We start from the raw sequence: 19,968 nt of genomic DNA, 5'->3' as shown, positions 1-19,968 counted from the left end.
TTGTAAAGGCTTATGCGAAATTGACACCAAATTATCTTTTTCATTTTCATAAATTTTGAAATGCTCCAATCAGATCATTTTCAGAATTAAAACTTAAAAATATGGAAGATAAAAGAGTCTGCATACTTCACCAGATACAATCAAATTGCGATTGTGAATTCATTTAAGTCATATATTACTTAGTTTGATGTTAGAAATGCAATTAAAACCCAACACACCTCTTAAGGTTTATGCTTATTGGAAACTGATTTTCCTTTTTATTCTTTTTTATACATTTAATTTTGCATCATTTGCGCAGCATCGGAATCCTATCCCTTTCAAGCATAGAGTTGGAGAATCTGCACCTGAGGGGAATATATTTAGAATCAAAGGTGACTTTACCATCATTGGTAACTCCAACCTAAAACTCCTATACCACACGGATTCATCATTCAACTCTTACTCAGAGACTTTGTATACAGATATAGATGATGATCAAAAAACCTTCAATTCTTCCTCTGCTACACTGGTATTTTCAGAAGAAAACAATGCCGATCCTAACTGTTCAGAAATACGTTATGCTGGCCTCTATTGGTCTGGCAGGACTGTTCCGGATACTGATGTCAGTTTCGAAATCACCAAGAATGTTATTCCTGGAGAAACTATTCATTTTATAAATGAGGAGTTTAAATTTTCAGACACCGACCTGGATGAAAATGATCACTTTATGGTATCATTTTTCAAGAACTCAGATGAAAATGAAAAAGCAACAATTATCATCTCAATTCTTGACAATCAGTATAACATGCTACTAAGCTTCAATTTCCATGATGGCGTTGCTGTAGAATATACTACAAATGGTTATGAGTATATAAACGTACAAAATCTTAAGATTAAAACAGAAAATGGCATAACTACAGCAACTTTCACACCTATTGAAATTAAACAAAATGATTTGACATTTTCGTTTGGTAAGCTGACTATCAAAGAAAAATATGAGGATCCACTTGAGGCTTTTACAGATACATTTGTTCATGTAGTCTTCAATGGTAGCCACACTCCTATTCTACCATATACAAACACCTATGATAAGAGAAAAGTAAAGTTAAAAGGACCAAATGCCAATTCCTATACAGAAATCACAGCTGATGGCAATGCTATCCTATTTCCAAAAATTGATCTAGCTGATATCTACGCAGGCTATTCAGATATCACCGACTATGTCAGGACTCATGGTCTAGGTGAATACACTATTGCAGATATTGCTTTACAAGAAGGATACTCAGACAATACAGGATTCTTTGGAAACTGGGGAATCATCGTGGTATATCAAAACTCCAAAATGAATTGGAGGGATATCACCATCTTTGACGGTTATTCTTTCGTCCAATCAATGGATGGAAATGAGCACATGGGAGAAATCGAGATAAGTGGATTTGGTACTGTGAATTCAGGACCTGTAGAAATGAAGCTTGGGCTGATGGCTGGCGAGGGTGATCAGCCAACAGGCGGAGACTTCTTAGAGATCATTGATCAAAAGGGTGAATGGGTACGATTGAAACACCCAATGAACACAGTTGACAATTTCTTCAATTCAACTATCTATACACCTGTAAAAAATGCTGCAAATCAACCTGTCCCTACACCCAGATTCCCTAACCTTAAAAACAACATAGGTGTAGATATAGTGCAATGGGATATTGAAAATCCTAGCAATAGTATCATTACAAACAATCAAACAAGTACAAAATTCAGGTTTGGAACACGTCAAGATTTATATGCTATTTATTTGATGGCCTTTTCAGTCTTAAGTTACATTCCAGATGTTCAAGTCCTCAATCAGCCTGTAAGCATCAATGGACTGCCTATAGATGGTACCACACCCACAGTAGAACCTGGTCAAGAAATCACCTATTCAGCCGATATTAGAAACTTAGGTAGCGAAGAAGTCAAAGACACAAAAATCACCATACCACTACCTTATACTGCTAACTTCATTTCCGCTTCTACTATTCCCAGCAACTATGGAAAAGTGACTTTTGACCCAAACATTGGAATAAACGGCACTATAATTTGGGACATCGGAGATCTACCTTTGAAACAAAATAAAGAAGAGATCATCGCTACATTAAACTATACCATTAAAGTAACTGAAGATTGTACAATCTTGGCCAATGCAAGCTGCGAAACCAATGTAATTATAGAAGGTTTTGTCTCAGGTTATGGAAAACTTTCAGAAAACAGCTTTTCAAACTTGCCTTTTGCATACGAATTAAAAGAAGGTGCATGTGAAGGTGAAGAACTCAATACACCTACCGAAATTCCGATAGTAAAAAGGGCTGAATATGCTGCTGCAAATTGTTCAAATTTTGATGGACTAGCGGGGCTTATTCCTATCTCGACACTAGCTTTTTGTCAACGGGACACCCCAGTAGACCTCATAGATCTAATCAAACCAACTGACCCTAAGTACAATGTATTCTTCTTCTCGGAAGAAGTGGGAGGCAATCCATTTCCCAATTATTTCATAAACACCTATGCAGTAGGAAAAGAAATCATATGGGCTGCCCAAGGACTAGAAGGAGGCTGTACGGGTCCAAGAACACCCATAACTATTGACATTACAGCCACAGCTCCAAACCCAAAAGTATTTGATGGCATATTTTGTATAGGGTACAACGAAGCATATTTTCAAGTAAATCAAATTGAAGGATATACGCTTAATTACTATCAGGATAATTCACCATTGTCAAAGCCATTGGAAGCTGTACCTATTTTAGATCCTGACAAACCTGGTCTGTATACAGTTTGGGTAAGTCATTCTAAGGTTGGAGAATGTGAAAGTGATAGGATCAAAGTTGAAACTAGAGTCTATGACTGTACACAAACCGCCAATATTACTATTGACATAGTACCAGACATCAACCCTTACACTCATATAGATCAAGCCATTACATTTACTATTACAGTTACAAATATAGGAGACATTACCTTGTCAAACATTATAGTTCCTGAAACCCTCATGAACAACAATTGGACGCTCCCTGAATTAAAACCAAGTGAAAGCAATGCATTTACTTTTACCTATTACATAACTGCGGCTGACCTTGAAAGCGGTTCTTTCATGGCGGAAACTTCTGTAACTGGGACAAGTTTTTTAGGAGTTAGCTACTCTTACAATTATACTACTGTCTTTTCTATCCCAGATTACTTCAAAGACTATGAAATAACAACTGAAGATGCTAATTGCGGCCAAAACGGAAATAATTTGGGTGATTTAATTGTAAAATTTAAGGATCAAAATGCTCATGGGTATATTGAAATACTTGAAGAAGAAAGTTCGGTATATCGGTCTTACTTTGATCCAACAAACCAACTTAAGGTTCAATTAAAGCCTGGTAGATATCAAGTGATTTTGACAACTCCTAATGATACAAAGATTCCAGATCAAAATTATTATATCATCAAAGAACCAGCTTCTGTAGAATTTGATCTTCAGGATGAAAATATCTATGCTTGTACTACCTATGAGCTTTCACTAAATGATCAAGCTATCACCTTTGAAGTATTTGGGCCTAGTGGTAATAGCATTCAAAGAAATACATCGGGGAATTTTCTACTTACTCAATCTGGCAACTACAAAATACTAGGTAAAGACCCTAATGGAACCAAATGTTCGCTCGAAAAAACAATAAGAATAGAAATCCCGATTCTTTTTGAGTTAAACGTAGAAATAGGCTCTTTTTGCCAAAATGATTACTTGACCAACGTACAATTGCTGAGTGCTACCACTTCTCATCAAATCAATTGGTCAGTACTATCAAATAATGGCTACATTTCTTTAAATGAATTTGATGAATTATCCCAAATTCAATTAACTGAACCTGGAACGTATCTAGTGACAACCACTAATCAAGAAGGATGTATTGTAGGAAGAAAAACCTTTGAAATAAGTCGTACGCAAAATCCTGAACCAGCTATCGCCGCATTCTACACCATTTGCCCAACAAAACAAGGGAATCAATCCATAACAGTCCTAGGGCAATTTGAAAATTACTCTTGGTTCATTGGTGATTTTATAATCAGCCAGGAAGCTACACTATACCCTAAAGAGAATGGAAAATACACTTTAGTGACTACTGATTTGTCGGGCTGTACTTTTGCTAAAGAATTTGAAGTAGAAATCAAATGTGAACCTACATTGATATTCTCTAATGCCATCCTGTCAGGGGTAGATGGCCATGGGCTTAAGATTGTCACAGACAACCTTATCGAAAGTCTGTCAGTTCAAGTGTTCAACAGATGGGGCGAATTGATATACACCTGTCAAGACTTGGCTCCCCAAAACGGAAAATCTTCAAGCTGCTTTTGGGATGGTACAGTAAGTGGAAAACGAGTTTTGGCTGGAAATTATTCCTTGTTGATTGTTTATAAAATAAAAGGTGAAAATAAGGAACATAAAATCTTTGACATGATAATGGTAATTGAGTAGTACTTGAATTTGGTGGGTTGATATTTAATTTTTTTACAAATCGTTTCAATCGATAATCTAAAAGTGTATATTCAACACTTGATTAACAATTATTTCAGTTGCTCGATTAATTTACTATTAAACTCAATTAACCTTAACAATAAACCTATGAATGCACGAAGAAAGTTTTTACAAAAAAGTCTTTTAGCCACAGCCGGACTTAGTATGCCTACGATACTTTCGGCAGAAGAATTTTTCAGAAATACCTCAAGAATAAGTCCAAATGACCAAATCAATGTGGGTCTGATAGGCTGCAAAGGCATGGGCTGGTCAAACATGAATGCTCTACTTAAAATTCCAGAGGTAAACTGTATTGCGCTAGCAGATATAGACTCAAGTGTGCTAGATCAGCGGTCTGCAGATGTAGTAAAAGCGAGAGGCAAAAAGCCAGCAACCTATAAAGACTACCGTAAAATGCTCGAAAATAAAGACATTGATGTAGTAGTGATCGGCACACCAGATCACTGGCACTGCTTGAACCTTGTAGATAGCTTAGACGCTGGAAAGCATGCCTATGTAGAAAAACCTCTAGCCAACTCCATAGAAGAATGTCGTATCATGGTAGATGCAACCAATAAATATGGTAAAATAGTACAAGTGGGACAATGGCAAAGAAGTGGCTCTCAATACAGTGAGGCTATTGACTTTGTCAAATCAGGACAACTTGGAAATATACGCTTGGTTAAATGCTGGGCTTACCAGGGCTGGATGAATCCTGTCCCTGTCAAAAACAATGGGCCAGTACCAAATGGGGTTGACTATGACATGTGGCTAGGACCAGCCCCCAAGAAACCATTCAATGAAAATCGTTTTCATTTCAACTTCAGGTGGTTTTGGGATTATGCTGGTGGATTGATGACTGATTGGGGAGTACATGAAATCGACATTGCACTTTATGCCATGGGCGTCAAAGCACCAAAATCAGTAATGGCTTCAGGTGGAAAGCTTGCTTATCCTGATGATGCATCCGAAACACCTGATACTTTACAGACAGTATATGAATATGATGGGTTCAATATGCTTTGGGAACACGCCACAGGTATAGATGGCGGAAACTACGGCTATACCGAGGGAATCGCTTTCATAGGCAACAATGCCACACTTGTCGTGAATAGAGGTGGATGGGAAGTGATCTCTGAAAAAGACGGAGACAAACCAAAACTAGAAGCCGTTTCTAGGGTCAAACCTCAAGGCAATGCTATGGACAATCATATGACAAATTTCATTGAGTCCATAAAAAACAACACTCCTGCAACTCTCAATTGTGGTGTAGAAACTGGTAGCGTCGCTGCGATCAATGCTCATATGGGAAATATTGCTTATAAAACAGGAGAAAAAATCTACTGGGATGAACAGAAAGGTTTATTCACTAACAAAGAAGCTAATAAACTCATTAAAGCACAGTATCACAATGGCTGGAAGCTACCAAAAGTTTAAATTCAACGAATTACTCAAATTAAGGATTTATCAACCTTAACTTATGAGTATTCCTATATAAATATTTAAAATTTCATTCTGCATTTAGAAAATACAGCTTCTGCAAATTAATTGTAGAAGCTGTTAACTAGGGCTTGCTGAAAAAGTCTCAGGGATTGTATCCCTGAGACTAGCCTGAAAATTTCGAGTTTAGAAATTTTCAAGTGTACACAAATTCAGCAAGATCATAGAATAAGCTTGCACCTGCTTAAAAAGGCAATACCTGGTAAATGAGGTATTGGTCAAAATTTAAAAGATTTTTTCTCCAGATAGCGTTTTTCAGCAAGCCCTAACTATTTTTTCTTTAAAAGCTTTACTATATCCTTCTCGATTGCTTCTGGCTTTGTGATTGAAGAATAACGCTTCACTGGTCGACCATTGGTGTCCAAGAGAAACTTGGTGAAATTCCACTTGATTTTAGACCCAAATATCCCTCCCTTCAATTTGCTTTTGAGGTATTTGAATAATGGATGTGCCTCATCTCCATTTACATCCACTTTCGAAAACATCGGAAAACTGACACCATAATTGATTTGGCAAAACTCTGCAATCTCCCCTTCACTTCCAGGATCTTGACTTCCAAACTGATTGCATGGAAAACCTAAAATCACTAAACCTTGATCTTTATATTTCTGATGCAACTTTTCCAATCCTTCAAACTGGGGCGTAAAACCACATTTACTTGCAGTATTCACTATGAGTACCGCCCTACCCTTATATTGTTCCATTGATTGCTGTTGACCTTTAATATCTTCAGCTTTGAAATCGTAAAACCTATTTTCCATAAAATCATCTAATTATTACTTTAACAAACCAAATTCAAGAAAGTTATCAATCCATTCATTTACAGTTCTAAAATCGAATTGCAAAACTTTTTAGTTCGTGACCTATTTGATTTATTTGAAAGAATTATAAAAACATGTACATATATTAGTGTCTACTGAAAAAATCAGATTGTATTTCAACAAATAAAATCAAATGAAAAACCATAAATCTACACCTCCTTTATTTTGGAAAGGAAGACAAGCTGACACAATACAATATTGGCATCAGAAAGTGCGCTGTGTAGAAGATTTGAAAATAAATTTAGAGAAATATAGCGAAAACTTAGCACTCCTTGGGTATGCTGTAGATGAAGGGGTAAGAAGAAATCAAGGTCGTATGGGAGCATCATCAGGGCCAGATGGAATCAAAAACGTATTAGGAAGCATGGCTTATCACTTACCTCAAGACATCAACTTACAGGATTTTGGAAACATAATTATGGAAGAAGGTGATTTAGAAGAAATGCATATGCTCACCAAGAGTACAATTACACAGCTTCTAGGCAAGAATTACTTCCCCATTATCCTAGGAGGCGGACATGATTTATCTTTTCCACATGGATCTGCCTTGATTGATCACCTAGCTTCTACTGGTCAAAAGTTAGGCGTTTTAAACCTAGATGCACATTTTGATTTGAGACCATTGGTAAATGGAAAGGCTCATTCAGGATCACCATTCCTCCAACTTCTTGAGTATGCCATTGAGAAGAATACCACACTCAAATACGCATGTATGGGAATACAAAATGCTGCCAATCCTATTTCACTGTTCGAAACTGCCAAAAACAATAATGTATCATGGATGGCTTCTGAGCATTGCAATTTATTTCACTGGGACAAGTCTGCCTTATTTTTAAAAGAGTTTTTGGATGAAGTAGATAAAGTGTACCTCACCATAGATTTAGATGGCTTTGCCTCGGCATATGCACCAGGAGTAAGCGCTAGTTCACCAATGGGTTTTGAGCCAAGCTTTGCCTTACAAGTATTGGAAATACTTGCAAAAAGTGGGAAACTGATCAGTATGGATGTAGTAGAATACAATCCAAGCTACGATATAGACCTTACCACAGCCAAGCTGGCTGCTCGATGCATAGAGTATACGCTTAGGAAAATCTACGAATGATCGGTAGACTAAGGAAATTCTTGTATTTTTGCGGCTTGAAGTTTTAAAACAAGCGCATTAATTATAAATATGTCATTAGCTACGAAATACAATCCTGAAGAAGCTGCATCAAAATGGTATGCTTACTGGATGGAAAATGGTTTTTTCTCCTCTAAAGTAGATCACAAAAAAGAGCCTTATACCATAGTCATACCTCCACCAAATGTCACAGGAGTATTGCATATGGGGCATATGCTCAACAATACGATCCAGGATGTATTAATCAGAAAAGCTAGGATGCAAGGAAAAAATGCCTGCTGGATACCAGGAACTGACCATGCTTCTATTGCTACCGAAGCCAAAGTAGTGGCAATGCTAAAAGAAAGAGGGATAGATAAAAAATCCCTTTCTCGTGAAGAATTTCTAAAGTATGCATGGGAATGGAAAGAAAAGTACGGCGGGATCATTCTAGAGCAATTGAAAAAGCTAGGAGCATCATGTGATTGGGATAGGACCAAATTCACCATGGATGCAGACCTTAGCAATGCAGTGGTATCTGTTTTTGTAGACCTTCACAAAAAAGGTAAAATTTACCGTGGAATTCGAATGGTCAACTGGGATCCTCAAGGAAAGACAGCGCTTTCTGACGATGAGGTGATCATGAAAGAAATTCAGTCTAAACTATACTACATAAAGTATCAAATTCAAGACACAAATGATTTCCTTACCATCGCTACTACCAGGCCAGAAACCATCATGGCGGATGTAGCAATATGTATCAATCCTAATGACCCGAGATTTACTCATCTGAAAGGAAAGAAAGCAATCATTCCATTGATAAATCGTGCTATTCCTATCATTGAAGATGAATATGTTGATATGGAGTTTGGTACTGGATGCTTAAAAGTGACACCTGCACATGATATCAATGATTACGAACTCGGCATCAAGCACAAGTTGGAGGTCATCGACATTCTCAATGATAATGGTACACTCAACGAAAAAGCGCAAATTCTAATCGGAGAAGACAGGTTCGTAGCTAGGAAAAAGGTGGGTAAAATGCTTGACGAAATCGGGCAGCTTGAAAAAATAGAAGAATACAAATCAAACGTAGGTCACTCCGAAAGAACTGACGCTGTGGTAGAGCCTAAGCTATCTTTGCAGTGGTTCTTGAAAATGGAAGACATTACCAAACCAGCATTGAGCTCAGTGATGGAAGATGTGATCCAACTTCACCCTCCAAAATTCAAGAACATGTATCGCTCTTGGATGGAAAATGTGAGAGACTGGTGTATTTCTCGTCAACTTTGGTGGGGGCATCAGATCCCAGCCTATTACCTCCCAAATGGCGAATATGTTGTAGCCAAAACAAAACAAGAAGCTTTAGAAATTGCTCAAAAACATCATGATGCTTCTTATTCTATTTCTGATCTCATTCAAGACGATGATGTACTAGACACATGGTTCTCTTCTTGGCTTTGGCCGATTTCGGTATTTGACTCAGAAGTATTCTCTACTGGCCAACAAAACGAAGACCTCAAATACTACTATCCAACCAATGATTTGGTGACAGCACCAGAAATTTTGTTTTTCTGGGTAGCTAGAATGATCATCGCTGGATATGAATATACTGGTGAAAAGCCTTTCAGAAATGTATACCTCACTGGAATTGTAAGGGATAAGCAAGGAAGAAAGATGTCAAAGTCTTTAGGAAACTCTCCTGACCCACTTGAGTTGATCAAGCAATATGGAGCTGACGGCGTTCGTACAGGTATGCTCTTCTCTTCTCCTGCTGGAAATGATCTTCCATTTGATGAAAAACTGGTAGAGCAAGGAAGAAATTTTGCAAATAAAATATGGAATGCATACCGATTGGTAAGTGGATGGGAAATTGACAATAGTCTAACGGGAAAAGAAAACGAAGCTTCGATCAAATGGTTTGAAAATAGATTCAATCAAGCACTCACGGAGATTGAAGACCATTTTGAAAAGTTTAGAATTTCCGATGCTTTGATGTCTACTTACAAGTTGGTTTGGGATGATTTCTGCTCTTGGTATCTTGAGATGATCAAGCCTGCCTATCAGGCACCTATTGACCCACTGACTCATGCCAAGACAATACAGTTTTTCGAAGAAATTCTAAAAATCTTACATCCTTTTATGCCATTCTTGTCAGAAGAACTTTGGCATCAGATCAAAGAAAGGAAAACAGATGAAGCTTTGATCATTGCCTCATGGCCTGAGGTTGGTCCTTTTGATATACAAATCATCAATGAAGCTACTCAAGTATTCGATGTGGTATCTCAAGTAAGAAACACGAGGGCATCAAAAGGAATATCCCCTAAAGAAACTTTCTCCTTGACGATCAAAACTTCCCAACCAGAACTATACAAGAGGTTCGATATAGTCTTGAAAAAACTGGCGAACTTAAATGAAGTAAACTTTGGTGAAGGGATAGACAATGCAGTAAGCTTTGTAGTAAAGGCGGATGAATGTTTTATCCCAATGGAAGGCCAAGTGAACCCTGAAGAAGAAAAAGCCAATATCGAAAAGGAGCTTACCTATACAAGAGGATTCCTGAGTTCGGTAATGAAAAAACTCAGTAATGAGAGATTTGTAGCTGGCGCACCTGCAGCTGTAATCGAAAATGAAAGAAAAAAACAAGCTGATGCAGAGGCTAAAATCAAGACCTTGGAAGAAGCATTCGCTAAACTAGGCTTATAAAGTTAGAGAACATCAACCTTTACAAACTTTGATCTAATTCAAAATTAGAGAAAGTCAATGTAAAGGTTGATGATTTGAGAAATCACAAAAATCAACCAGCCAATGGCACTAATCAAATCGATCAACGGAAAGCAACCAAAATGGGGAGAAAACTCCTGGTTTGCCGATAATGCAACCATAGTGGGTGATGTCACCATGGGTACCAATTGTACAATATGGTTCAATGCAGTAGTGAGAGGCGATGTACATGAAATTATAATTGGTAACCATACCAATATCCAAGACGGTGCTGTCATACACTGTACTTATCAGAAAGCAGGTACTTATATTGGCAATAAAGTTTCTATAGCACACAATGCCATAGTACATGGTTGTACCATTCACGACAATGTTTTGATAGGCATGGGAGCTATAGTAATGGATCATGCTGTGATTCACTCAGGAGCAGTTATCGCCGCTGGCGCAGTAGTTTTGGCTGGCACGATCGTGGAAGCTAACTCTATATATGCAGGTATGCCTGCCAAAAAAGTGAAAACCACAGGTCCGGGAATGCTTGAAGTAATCGAAAGAACCGCCAATAACTACCCCATGTATGCAGCCTGGTATAAAGAGTCATGAGACATAAGGTTTGAGATTAGTGAAAAATACTTTTCCAACACCCGAACTTCACACTTCACCCCTCTATCTCCATTTTTTAATATCACGATTCTCACCTCTAATTTAAAGACACAAGGATATTAGCTAGAAAAACTTTTGACACTTTGTCTTATTTCTAATCCCTTGTCTCTTGCTTCCTCCCTCATTTTTTCATTAACCTGCCACAAAATCCCCAAAAGATATTTGATTTCATTGTCATTTTTATAGTTTTGTCAGCAATTCATTGAAAATAAAACAAACATGACATCAACTCAAACCCAAGGTTACCAATCTATTTTAGACAGAAGAGCTACAGAAGCTGCTTTAGATTACATCAAAACCAATTTTCCTAAAAGACTTTCTGAAAAATTAAACCTTTTCAAAGTAAGTTGTCCAGTTGCAATCATTGATGGTACTGGTATCAACGACGATTTGAATGGAATTGAAAGACCTGTTAGGTTCCCTATCAAAAATCAAGGAGATAAATCTGCTGTAGTAGTGCATTCTCTTGCAAAATGGAAAAGGTGGACCTTGTCACAGCTGAACTTCCCGAAAGGTGAAGGGATTATCACTGACATGCGGGCATTGAGACCTGATGAAGATTATTCTCCGATCCATTCACTATATGTAGATCAATGGGACTGGGAGAAATCTATAGATGCCAATGATCGTAACTTGAACTATCTCAAAAGCACGGTTGAAAGTATCTATGAAACGATCAAAGAAATTGAAGTGAGTTTGTTCGAGCAATACCAAGGACTTACTCCTTCATTGCCAGAAAAAATTCACATGATGCATAGTGAAGAATTGCTAAGAGACTTTCCTAATGCAACGCCAAAAGAGAGAGAATTCGAAGCTGCAAAAAAATATGGAGCAGTATTCCTGATTGGAATAGGTGGCAAGCTTTCCAATGGGGAATCACATGATGGTAGAGCTCCAGATTACGATGATTGGAGTAGTATAAATACAGATGGGTACGTTGGATTGAATGGAGATATCCTTGTTTGGAATCCCGTATTGCAAAATTCCTTTGAGTTAAGCTCAATGGGAATTCGTGTAAATTCAGAAAGTCTTGAAAATCAACTAGAAATTGCTGGTGCATCTTCAAGAAAGTCACTTCTTTTTCATAAATCTTTATTAGAAGGAAAACTTACAGAAAGCATTGGTGGTGGAATCGGTCAATCAAGACTTTGTATGTTTTTATTGCAAAAAACCCACATTGGAGAGGTTCAGGCAGGCATTTGGTCAGAAGAAATCATCACAACTTGCAAAGAAATCGGAATAGATTTAATCTAAATTTTGGCATATCTAAAGATTCGCAAAAAAATATTCTTCAATTTAATTTTTATTGAAGAAACTATGCGTACCTTTGGTTCATAATTAATTCAATACAATATCATGAACACAGGAAAAGTTAAATTTTTTAATGAGTCCAAAGGATTCGGTTTTATCATCGAAGATGAGTCTTCTAAAGAGTATTTTGTACACATCTCAGGATTGGTTGACGAAATCAGAGAAGACGATGCAGTAACTTTCGACCTTAAAGAAGGAAGAAAAGGTCTTAACGCAGTGAATGTAAAATTAGCATAATACATATTCATTGACAACCTAAAAAATGGCTCGAATCGAAAGATTTGAGCCATTTTTATTTTTACCAAGTTTCATTTTGATCGTAGATCAATGTTCCAGAAACAATTTTTAGTGGTGAAGCTATATTGTTATGATAAAGCTGCCCTGTACCTAACCCTTGCGGGAGACTATTTTTTAGGATAGCCGTATATTGAGCAATGGCATTGAGTCCAATATTACTTTCCAAAGCGGAGGTCATCCACCAATCAATGTTCAACTCTTCAGCTATTCGAATCCATTCATCACATGAGGCAAATCCTCCTAGTAGTGTAGGCTTCAAAATTATGTATTGAGGCATGATGGATTCCAAAAGACTACGCTTATCTTCAATACCATGCACACCAATCAATTCCTCATCCAAAGCAATTGGTAAGGGCGTACGCTTACAAAGTTCCCTCATTGCCTCCACTTGTCCTTGTCTGATCGGCTGCTCTATGCTATGCAACTTATATTCAGAGAGAACCTCTAGTTTTGTCAATGCTTCACCCACTCCAAAAGCTCCATTAGCATCCACACGAAGCGTTATTTTCTCTTCATCGAAATGCTTCCTTATATACCCTAGCAATTCACATTCTTGCTCAAAATCTATAGCTCCTATTTTCATTTTGATGCAATCATAACCTTCTCTAAGTTTTTGATCAATTTGCTCAAGCATGAAAGATTTATCCCCCATCCAAATAAGCCCATTGATGGGAATTGCATGCTCCCCTTTCACAAAACCACTTGGGAAAATAGTGCGAACACCCTCATGAAAAAGATCCATAAGTGCCGTCTCAACCGCAAACCTAATACTTGGAAGGCTTGCTGGTACAAATTGATCGACAACATCATTTATTTCATCTATAGAAACAGAAAGATTAGCATCTGTCAATTGCTGAAGGATATGAGACAACATACTTTCAAAGCCATCTAAATCATCTATACTCAACTTAGGTAAAGGTCCAGCTTCTCCAAGTCCAACTTTTTCTTTTACTGATTTCTCATTGACTGATATAATGTATGTTACTTTCTGATTCAAAACTCCCCTTGAAGTACCTGCTTCAAACTTGAAATCGAGTATCAACTTTTGATAATTGAATTGTAGACTTCGTATATTCTTCATTTTATGTTAGAAGTTTTATTACTTAAATAATTGAACTTTTTGAATGGAGATATCTCATTCAAATGGTCTTTAACTAATACAAATCAATTATTAATGATCCGAAACATGAATTTATGTCGATTCTCATCGAAAGCGTTCATCTATCAATTATATTTGAAGTCGATTTGCACAACTTGAAAGCTCCATACTGAATGCACAAAGATATAATTGATAGTTTACAACTTTCCGATTACGAATATACCTTACCTGAAGATAAAATAGCCAAATTCCCTTTAGAAAAAAGAGATGCCTCCAAGCTTCTTCAATTTAAGGATGGTGAAATTAGCCATTTACAGTTTGAGGACATTACGACATTGATACCATCGGGAAGTCTAATGATATTCAATAATACCAAAGTAATACCAGCACGGCTAATTTTTCAAAGAGAAACTGGTGCTAAAATTGAGATTTTTCTACTTAAACCTATTGCCCCAACCACTGTAATCAATGAAGTAATGCTCCAAACACAAACGGTGAACTGGGAAGTAATGATCGGAAACCAAAAAAAATGGAAAGATGGAGAAATACTCACAGGAGAAATCATTCATCATGGAATTTCAATAAAGCTATCCGCTATATTAGAAAACAGAGGTGATAGACTAGTTAAGTTTACCTGGAATGGCAATATCCCTTTTGTGAACATTGTAGAGGCATCAGGTGAAGTACCTCTCCCACCCTACTTGAATCGTAAAGCTACAGAAGAGGACAAGCCTAGATATCAAACTGTATATTCCAAAAAGGAAGGTGCAGTGGCTGCTCCTACGGCTGGCCTTCACTTTACAGAAGAGGTTCTAGCTGCACTGAAAAAAAATCAAATAAAACAAGATTTTCTTACACTCCATGTTGGAGCTGGAACATTTCAGCCTATCAAAGCTGAAAAGATTACTGAACATGAAATGCATAGCGAGCAAATCGTAGCAACTAAGCATACCATCATGCAGATTGCCCAGCAAAACGATAAAATCATAGCTGTGGGCACTACCTCTATGAGATCCTTAGAAAGCTTATACTGGTATGGCGTGATGCTTATAAAAGGAAAAGATGATTTTTTCATGATACCCAAACTTTACCCTTATGAAGAACATGGTAACCTACCTTCTAGAAGAGAAAGTTTTGAAGCAATTTTAGAAATGATGAATAATCAAAATCTAGAAGAAATCACTGGTAGCACAGAAATATTCATTATGCCAGGATACGACTTTCGCGTATGTGACGGACTAGTTACCAATTTTCATCAACCAGGATCGACTTTAATTTTACTTGTTGCAGCATTTACTGAAGGGGCATGGAAAAAAATATATGATCAAGCTCTCGAAAGATCATATCGATTTCTTAGCTATGGAGACAGCAGCTTACTTTGGAAAGGAATTAGTTAAAGTTTAATCTTTTACTCAGTTTGGCTATGGTTACTCGTTACCGCTTGAAGACAGTTTATTGATACCATTGATAAGGTTTTGGTAATATGTTCTACCCACTGGTACAGTATCTTTACCCACCATTATCTCTCGAGGATTGATAGAGACAATTTCATCTAATCTTACGATATAGCTTTTATGAATCCTTAAGAAGTCTCCCTCCGGAAGTACTGCTTCGAAATCCTTTAAGATATTTCGCAATGAATAGACACTATCTCTAGTCACAAGTGTAGTATAATTTCCATCACCTTTCATCCAAAGTATATCTTTGAATTTGACTTTTACCAAACTGCCTTTATTTCTTACAAAAATTGAATCTTTGATCAAAAGATTTTGATCAAGGTTACCTTTAATGCTTTCTTTTTCCCTTTCTTTTGTACCATTCCCATTGGAACGATGATTTTCTAATAACTCTTTCATATCTCTCACCTATGATGTAAACTCAATCTATTCAGTCAGAAACCAGATTTTATAATTCTAACAATCTATAAACTTTTCAAGTGACAATAAGTTTAAAATTTGTTTAAAAAATTTGTAATTATTTTAAGATTTTTTCACGAACTCTGATTTCAAAGCCATTGATCCAAAGCCATCTATCTTACAATCGATGTTATGATCCCCTTCTACTAGTCTAATGTTCTTAACTTTGGTACCAGCTTTTATCGGCTTAGGTGCACCCTTAACTGGTAAATCCTTTACAATCAAAACGGTATCTCCATTTCGTAAAAGTGTACCATTTGCATCTTTTACTCGAAATTCTTCAATATCATCTACCTCAATGATCCACTCAAAGGCACATTCAGGACATACTAATTTACCTTCAAGTTCGTATCCATATGGAGAACTACAGGCTGGGCAAGGTGGAATATTTATCATTTGACAAAGATAAGGTAGAAGTTTTATAAAGATCATCCTAGACACTGGATTTCAATATATCCATGGATAACTCTTACAAAACATGATGCAAAAAATACCCTATCTTTACAAAATACTTAAATGGAAGCTGAAAGAATGTCACAAACGGATATACAAATTGAAGAAATCAAGCAAATCACTAAGTCTGTAAAGCAGCATTTTGGGTCGATTGGTCAAGAATTGCTTTACACCAAACCAAACTCATCAAGCTGGAGCATTGCTGAAAATCTGGATCACTTGATCACTTTGAACAGCAGCTATTTCTTGATTTTCAAAAAGTTAAAATCAGGAACTTTTCAAGCAGCGTTTGTAAGTAAAATAGGCTTTTTTCCAAAAATTCTTGGAAACATGATCATGAAGTCAGTTTCTGTAGACAACAAAAAGAAAGTGAAAACTTTCCCTCAATGGCAACCCAAAATACAAGCCGATACAAGTGTTGATATCATCAGGAAATTTGAAAAACACCAAGCAGAATTAGCAAACTATATCAAAGAAATGGAAAGTTTTGTTGAAAATGGAACGATCATCCATTCCCCAGCAAACAAATTGATCGTCTATTCATTAAAGCAAGCTATTGAAATTATCATAGCGCATGAAAAACGACACATCTTTCAAGCATTAAATGTTTTGAACCAAATCAAAGCTTAATAAACAAAAAAAGGCTAGCGATTTAGCTAACCTTTTTTTGTTTATTTTTTTGCAATTATTTCAATTCAGCAAGTCCATCCTTTGCTAGTTTGAAGTCAGGCTCCAATGCTATGGCTTCCTGATATGCATTTCTTGCATCTTCTTTACTCCCTTGCTCTACATAGACCAAGGCCTTCAAGTTCAAAGCCGCCGCTTTCATGCTTATTTCTTGAGTTTCAGAGTCTGATACAGGGAATCCAAGCTTCTCTTCTGCAGATTTCGCATTTTTCACAAGCATATTGATAGAATTCATCGTCTCATCATACTTCTTCAAGCTAAACTGCAAATAAGCAGACTTGTACAAAGCAAAGATATCATCTGTCAAAAGATAGAGTCTTTCAAACTGAGTCAAAGATCTTTCCAATGCCCCAATTTGCTCTAAAGAATAAGCTGCTATCTCTAAAGCTTCAATACTACGGTCATTCACCTGCAATACATCCAAAGCAGAAATCGCAGCAGAACTAAATTGATTTGTATCAAAATAAAGTGTAGCCAAAAGCTCACCATACCTAGAGTTGGTTGGATTTCTTTCCAACAGCTCCATCAATTTCACCCTTGCCACTGCCATATCATTGTACCTGATAGCAAGTTGGTAAATTCTCTGGTCTGTCTCATTTCTTTTTCTAATGGTTTCAGAAACCTCTTGTGCAGGCTCTTCTTGAGCCAACACTGGAAAAGCAGCCATCACCAACAACACCAATAGCAATCTCATTTTGTTCATCATGTTACTTTAATCTATTTTACGTTTTAATCCCCTAAGTTCGGCTAAGCGGTATAATAACTGCAAAGCATCCTCTTTATTGTTTTGGATGGTCCCTTCTAAAATGGCTTCTTTGATATCCTCTTTCAATTCACCAATAATTCTCGAAGGTTCGATTCCAAAAATAGACATAATTTCTTCTCCAGAAACAGGTGGCTGAAAATTTCTTACTTGATCTTTCTCCTCTACTTCCAAAATCTTCTGTTCAACTTTGTCAAAATTCGCAAGATAACGCTGGACTTTGTTGTTATTTTTGGAAGTCACATCTGCTCTACATAACTTCATAAGATCATCTATAGCATCTCCAGCATCGAAAAGCAACCTACGAACTGCTGAGTCTGTGACCTTATCACTTACCAAAGCGATAGGTCTCAAATGTAACTTTACCAATTTCTGCACAAACTTCATCCGCTCATCCATAGGTAACTTAAGCCTTCGGAAAATACCAGGAGTCATTCGAGCTCCCTTATCTTCATGTCCATAAAAAGTCCAACCTACCTTTTTGTTAAAGCGCTTGGTAGGTGGCTTAGCTATATCGTGCATGATAGCAGCCCACCTTAGCCAAAGGTCATCTGTCATCGTACAAATATTATCCAACACTTGTAAAGTATGATAAAAATTATCCTTGTGGGATTTATCCCCCACAGAATCTACCCCTTGCAACTCCACCATTTCAGGGAAAAACTCATGCAGTAACTTACTAGCAAACAAAAGCTTAAATCCATACGATGGCTTATCTACCAAGATCATTTTATTTAGCTCATCGATGATTCGCTCTCCAGAGATGATACTCAACCTATTTGCATTATTCACGATTCCATCAAAAGTATCTGGATCTATATCAAAATTGAGCTGTGCAGCAAAACGAATAGCTCTCATCATCCGAAGTGGGTCATCAGAGAAAGTAATATTTGGATCAGTGGGAGTTTTGATCAACTTACGCTTGATATCTTCTACACCACCAAATGGATCAACAAGCTCTCCATATCTAGCTTCATTGACACAGATAGCCATTGCATTTATCGTAAAATCCCTTCGCTCTTGGTCTTCTTGAAGTGTACCATCTTCTACGATTGGCTTTCTTGAATCAAATTTGTAAGATTCCTTTCTTGCCCCCACAAACTCTACTTCCCAGTCTTCCAATTTAATCATGGCGGTGCCAAAATTTTTAAATACTGAAAGAGGAACATGGTCATCAAAACTACTTGCAACTTTGGTGGCTAAATCTATTCCAGGACCTACGCAAACAAAATCGATATCTTTACTTGGCCTATTCAGTATTAAATCTCGCACATAGCCGCCTACTACATAGGTCTCAAGCCCCATTTCATCAGCAATCCTTCCAACTCGCCTAAATATATCTTGATCTTCTAATTTTTCCTTGAAATTCATCCTTTTATAATCTTCACATCACCATCTGGACTTAAGAAAATCTCCTTAACATCAGGTCCATAAAGTGGAAATCTTTCTTTTATCTCAAAATCAATCGAAGCTTTTTCTACCTCTACAAACACTACTGGTTGAGAAATAGCAAAAAGTAAGTTATTCCAAAAATCATTTCTGATCAATGAAAAACGTACCCTTCCATTTATAATAGGCCCCTGATTAAGAACTCTATTTACAGGACATTGATAGATGGTTGCTTTTGTGGCATAATCTACTATATCCAATGAAACTTCAGAAAACTGTTCTGTTAAAGACCTTATTTGAAATAGTTCGTACAAAAGGAATACAGCTTTTTTGTCTTGATCATTTGATACCCAATGAGAGGGAAGCACAAGCTGCATCAATCTTCCATTGCCTTCTTTGATGGTGATTTCCCCTTTTGATTTAAGTAATTTGGCTACTGCAGTATTTTCCACGTGATTAAAATTTTCCCAAAAATACAGCAGATTATTGGGAATTAAGACTTAATAGGCTAAAAAGTGATAATCCTGCTTAACAAGGTTGCATAGATATTAAAGTTAGTAGAGCTTGACCATCAATGCAGATTGAAAGGTATTCTCAATCAAACATTTTAGCTAACCCTACTTTGTCAAGTTAAGAAAAGAGGTAAAGAATTGGCAAAGGACGGCATCCTTGCTTATCTTTACCTCAGCTAAATATTACTATTGTAAAACTAACAAAAAAGGCCGCTATATTAAATAGA

At 36.9% G+C, this 19,968-nt stretch carries 16 protein-coding genes; 9 read left to right on the top strand and 7 right to left on the bottom strand.

From position 1 onward, the window contains the following. The first annotated feature begins 196 nt into the window (after positions 1-196). Complete coding sequence (locus MM239_RS12520) at positions 197-4,471, top strand: DUF7507 domain-containing protein (RefSeq protein WP_241348587.1); 4,275 nt, start codon at positions 197-199, stop codon at positions 4,469-4,471. 147 nt (positions 4,472-4,618) lie between these two features. Next, positions 4,619-5,947, top strand: coding sequence for a Gfo/Idh/MocA family protein (locus tag MM239_RS12515; RefSeq protein WP_241348586.1), 1,329 nt, complete (start codon positions 4,619-4,621; stop codon positions 5,945-5,947). A gap of 332 nt (positions 5,948-6,279) precedes the next feature. On the opposite strand, the gene MM239_RS12510 is transcribed toward MM239_RS12515, so the two are convergent. Then, the gene (locus MM239_RS12510) at positions 6,280-6,771 is read right to left on the bottom strand and encodes a glutathione peroxidase (RefSeq protein ID WP_241348585.1); all 492 of its coding nucleotides are present in this window, start codon (positions 6,769-6,771) and stop codon (positions 6,280-6,282) included. Between the two features lie 193 nt (positions 6,772-6,964). On the opposite strand from MM239_RS12510, the gene hutG reads away from it, so the two are divergent. The 5 genes from hutG (at position 6,965) to MM239_RS12485 (ending at position 12,862) form a co-directional block, all read left to right on the top strand. Next, positions 6,965-7,933 carry a formimidoylglutamase gene (gene hutG, locus MM239_RS12505; RefSeq protein WP_241348584.1) on the top strand — a complete coding sequence of 323 codons (969 nt, stop codon included), beginning with the start codon at positions 6,965-6,967 and terminating at the stop codon, positions 7,931-7,933. Between the two features lie 69 nt (positions 7,934-8,002). Continuing rightward, positions 8,003-10,636 (top strand): valine--tRNA ligase, encoded by a 2,634-nt coding sequence (locus tag MM239_RS12500; RefSeq protein WP_241348583.1) that lies wholly within the window; start codon positions 8,003-8,005, stop codon positions 10,634-10,636. Positions 10,637-10,738: 102 nt separating this feature from the next. After that, on the top strand, positions 10,739-11,254 hold the full coding sequence (locus MM239_RS12495) for a gamma carbonic anhydrase family protein (protein ID WP_241348582.1): 516 nt from the start codon (positions 10,739-10,741) through the stop codon (positions 11,252-11,254). 279 nt (positions 11,255-11,533) lie between these two features. Beyond that, positions 11,534-12,568: an aspartate--ammonia ligase gene (gene asnA / locus MM239_RS12490; protein ID WP_241348581.1), complete on the top strand. Its 1,035-nt coding sequence runs from the start codon at positions 11,534-11,536 to the stop codon at positions 12,566-12,568. A 102-nt stretch (positions 12,569-12,670) separates the two neighbouring features. After that, positions 12,671-12,862 carry a cold-shock protein gene (locus tag MM239_RS12485; RefSeq protein WP_241294145.1) on the top strand — a complete coding sequence of 64 codons (192 nt, stop codon included), beginning with the start codon at positions 12,671-12,673 and terminating at the stop codon, positions 12,860-12,862. Positions 12,863-12,923: 61 nt separating this feature from the next. Here the strand turns inward: MM239_RS12485 and MM239_RS12480 are convergent, their stop codons facing one another. Continuing rightward, positions 12,924-14,003, bottom strand: a complete 1,080-nt coding sequence (locus MM239_RS12480; RefSeq protein ID WP_241348580.1) for an o-succinylbenzoate synthase — start codon at positions 14,001-14,003, stop codon at positions 12,924-12,926. 191 nt (positions 14,004-14,194) lie between these two features. On the opposite strand from MM239_RS12480, the gene MM239_RS12475 reads away from it, so the two are divergent. Beyond that, positions 14,195-15,418, top strand: coding sequence for an S-adenosylmethionine:tRNA ribosyltransferase-isomerase (locus MM239_RS12475; protein WP_241348579.1), 1,224 nt, complete (start codon positions 14,195-14,197; stop codon positions 15,416-15,418). 30 nt (positions 15,419-15,448) lie between these two features. On the opposite strand, the gene MM239_RS12470 is transcribed toward MM239_RS12475, so the two are convergent. Together MM239_RS12470 and MM239_RS12465 are read right to left on the bottom strand one after the other, a co-directional pair. Next, the gene (locus MM239_RS12470; protein WP_241348578.1) at positions 15,449-15,877 is read right to left on the bottom strand and encodes a LytR/AlgR family response regulator transcription factor; all 429 of its coding nucleotides are present in this window, start codon (positions 15,875-15,877) and stop codon (positions 15,449-15,451) included. Positions 15,878-16,000: 123 nt separating this feature from the next. Next, positions 16,001-16,333, bottom strand: a complete 333-nt coding sequence (locus MM239_RS12465) for a zinc ribbon domain-containing protein YjdM (RefSeq protein ID WP_241348577.1) — start codon at positions 16,331-16,333, stop codon at positions 16,001-16,003. A 120-nt stretch (positions 16,334-16,453) separates the two neighbouring features. Here MM239_RS12465 and MM239_RS12460 point away from each other — a divergent pair, with 120 nt between their 5' ends. Next, entirely contained in the window at positions 16,454-17,020 is a 567-nt protein-coding gene (locus tag MM239_RS12460) for a DinB family protein (RefSeq protein WP_241348576.1), read from the top strand. A 55-nt stretch (positions 17,021-17,075) separates the two neighbouring features. Here MM239_RS12460 and MM239_RS12455 read toward each other — a convergent pair whose 3' ends face one another. The 3 genes from MM239_RS12455 to MM239_RS12445 are packed head-to-tail and all read right to left on the bottom strand — an operon-like array spanning position 17,076 to position 19,681. Continuing rightward, on the bottom strand, positions 17,076-17,783 hold the full coding sequence (locus MM239_RS12455) for a tetratricopeptide repeat protein (RefSeq protein WP_317235636.1): 708 nt from the start codon (positions 17,781-17,783) through the stop codon (positions 17,076-17,078). Between the two features lie 6 nt (positions 17,784-17,789). Then, entirely contained in the window at positions 17,790-19,211 is a 1,422-nt protein-coding gene (locus MM239_RS12450; RefSeq protein WP_241348575.1) for a CCA tRNA nucleotidyltransferase, read from the bottom strand. Beyond that, positions 19,208-19,681: a hypothetical protein gene (locus tag MM239_RS12445; RefSeq protein ID WP_241348574.1), complete on the bottom strand. Its 474-nt coding sequence runs from the start codon at positions 19,679-19,681 to the stop codon at positions 19,208-19,210. Before MM239_RS12445 ends, MM239_RS12450 begins: the two co-directional genes overlap by 4 nt. Positions 19,682-19,968: the final 287 nt, after the last annotated feature.

The organism is Belliella filtrata (genome assembly GCF_022549775.1).
GTDB lineage: Bacteria > Bacteroidota > Bacteroidia > Cytophagales > Cyclobacteriaceae > Belliella > Belliella filtrata.
This window is presented reverse-complemented; position numbering and strand designations above follow the sequence as displayed.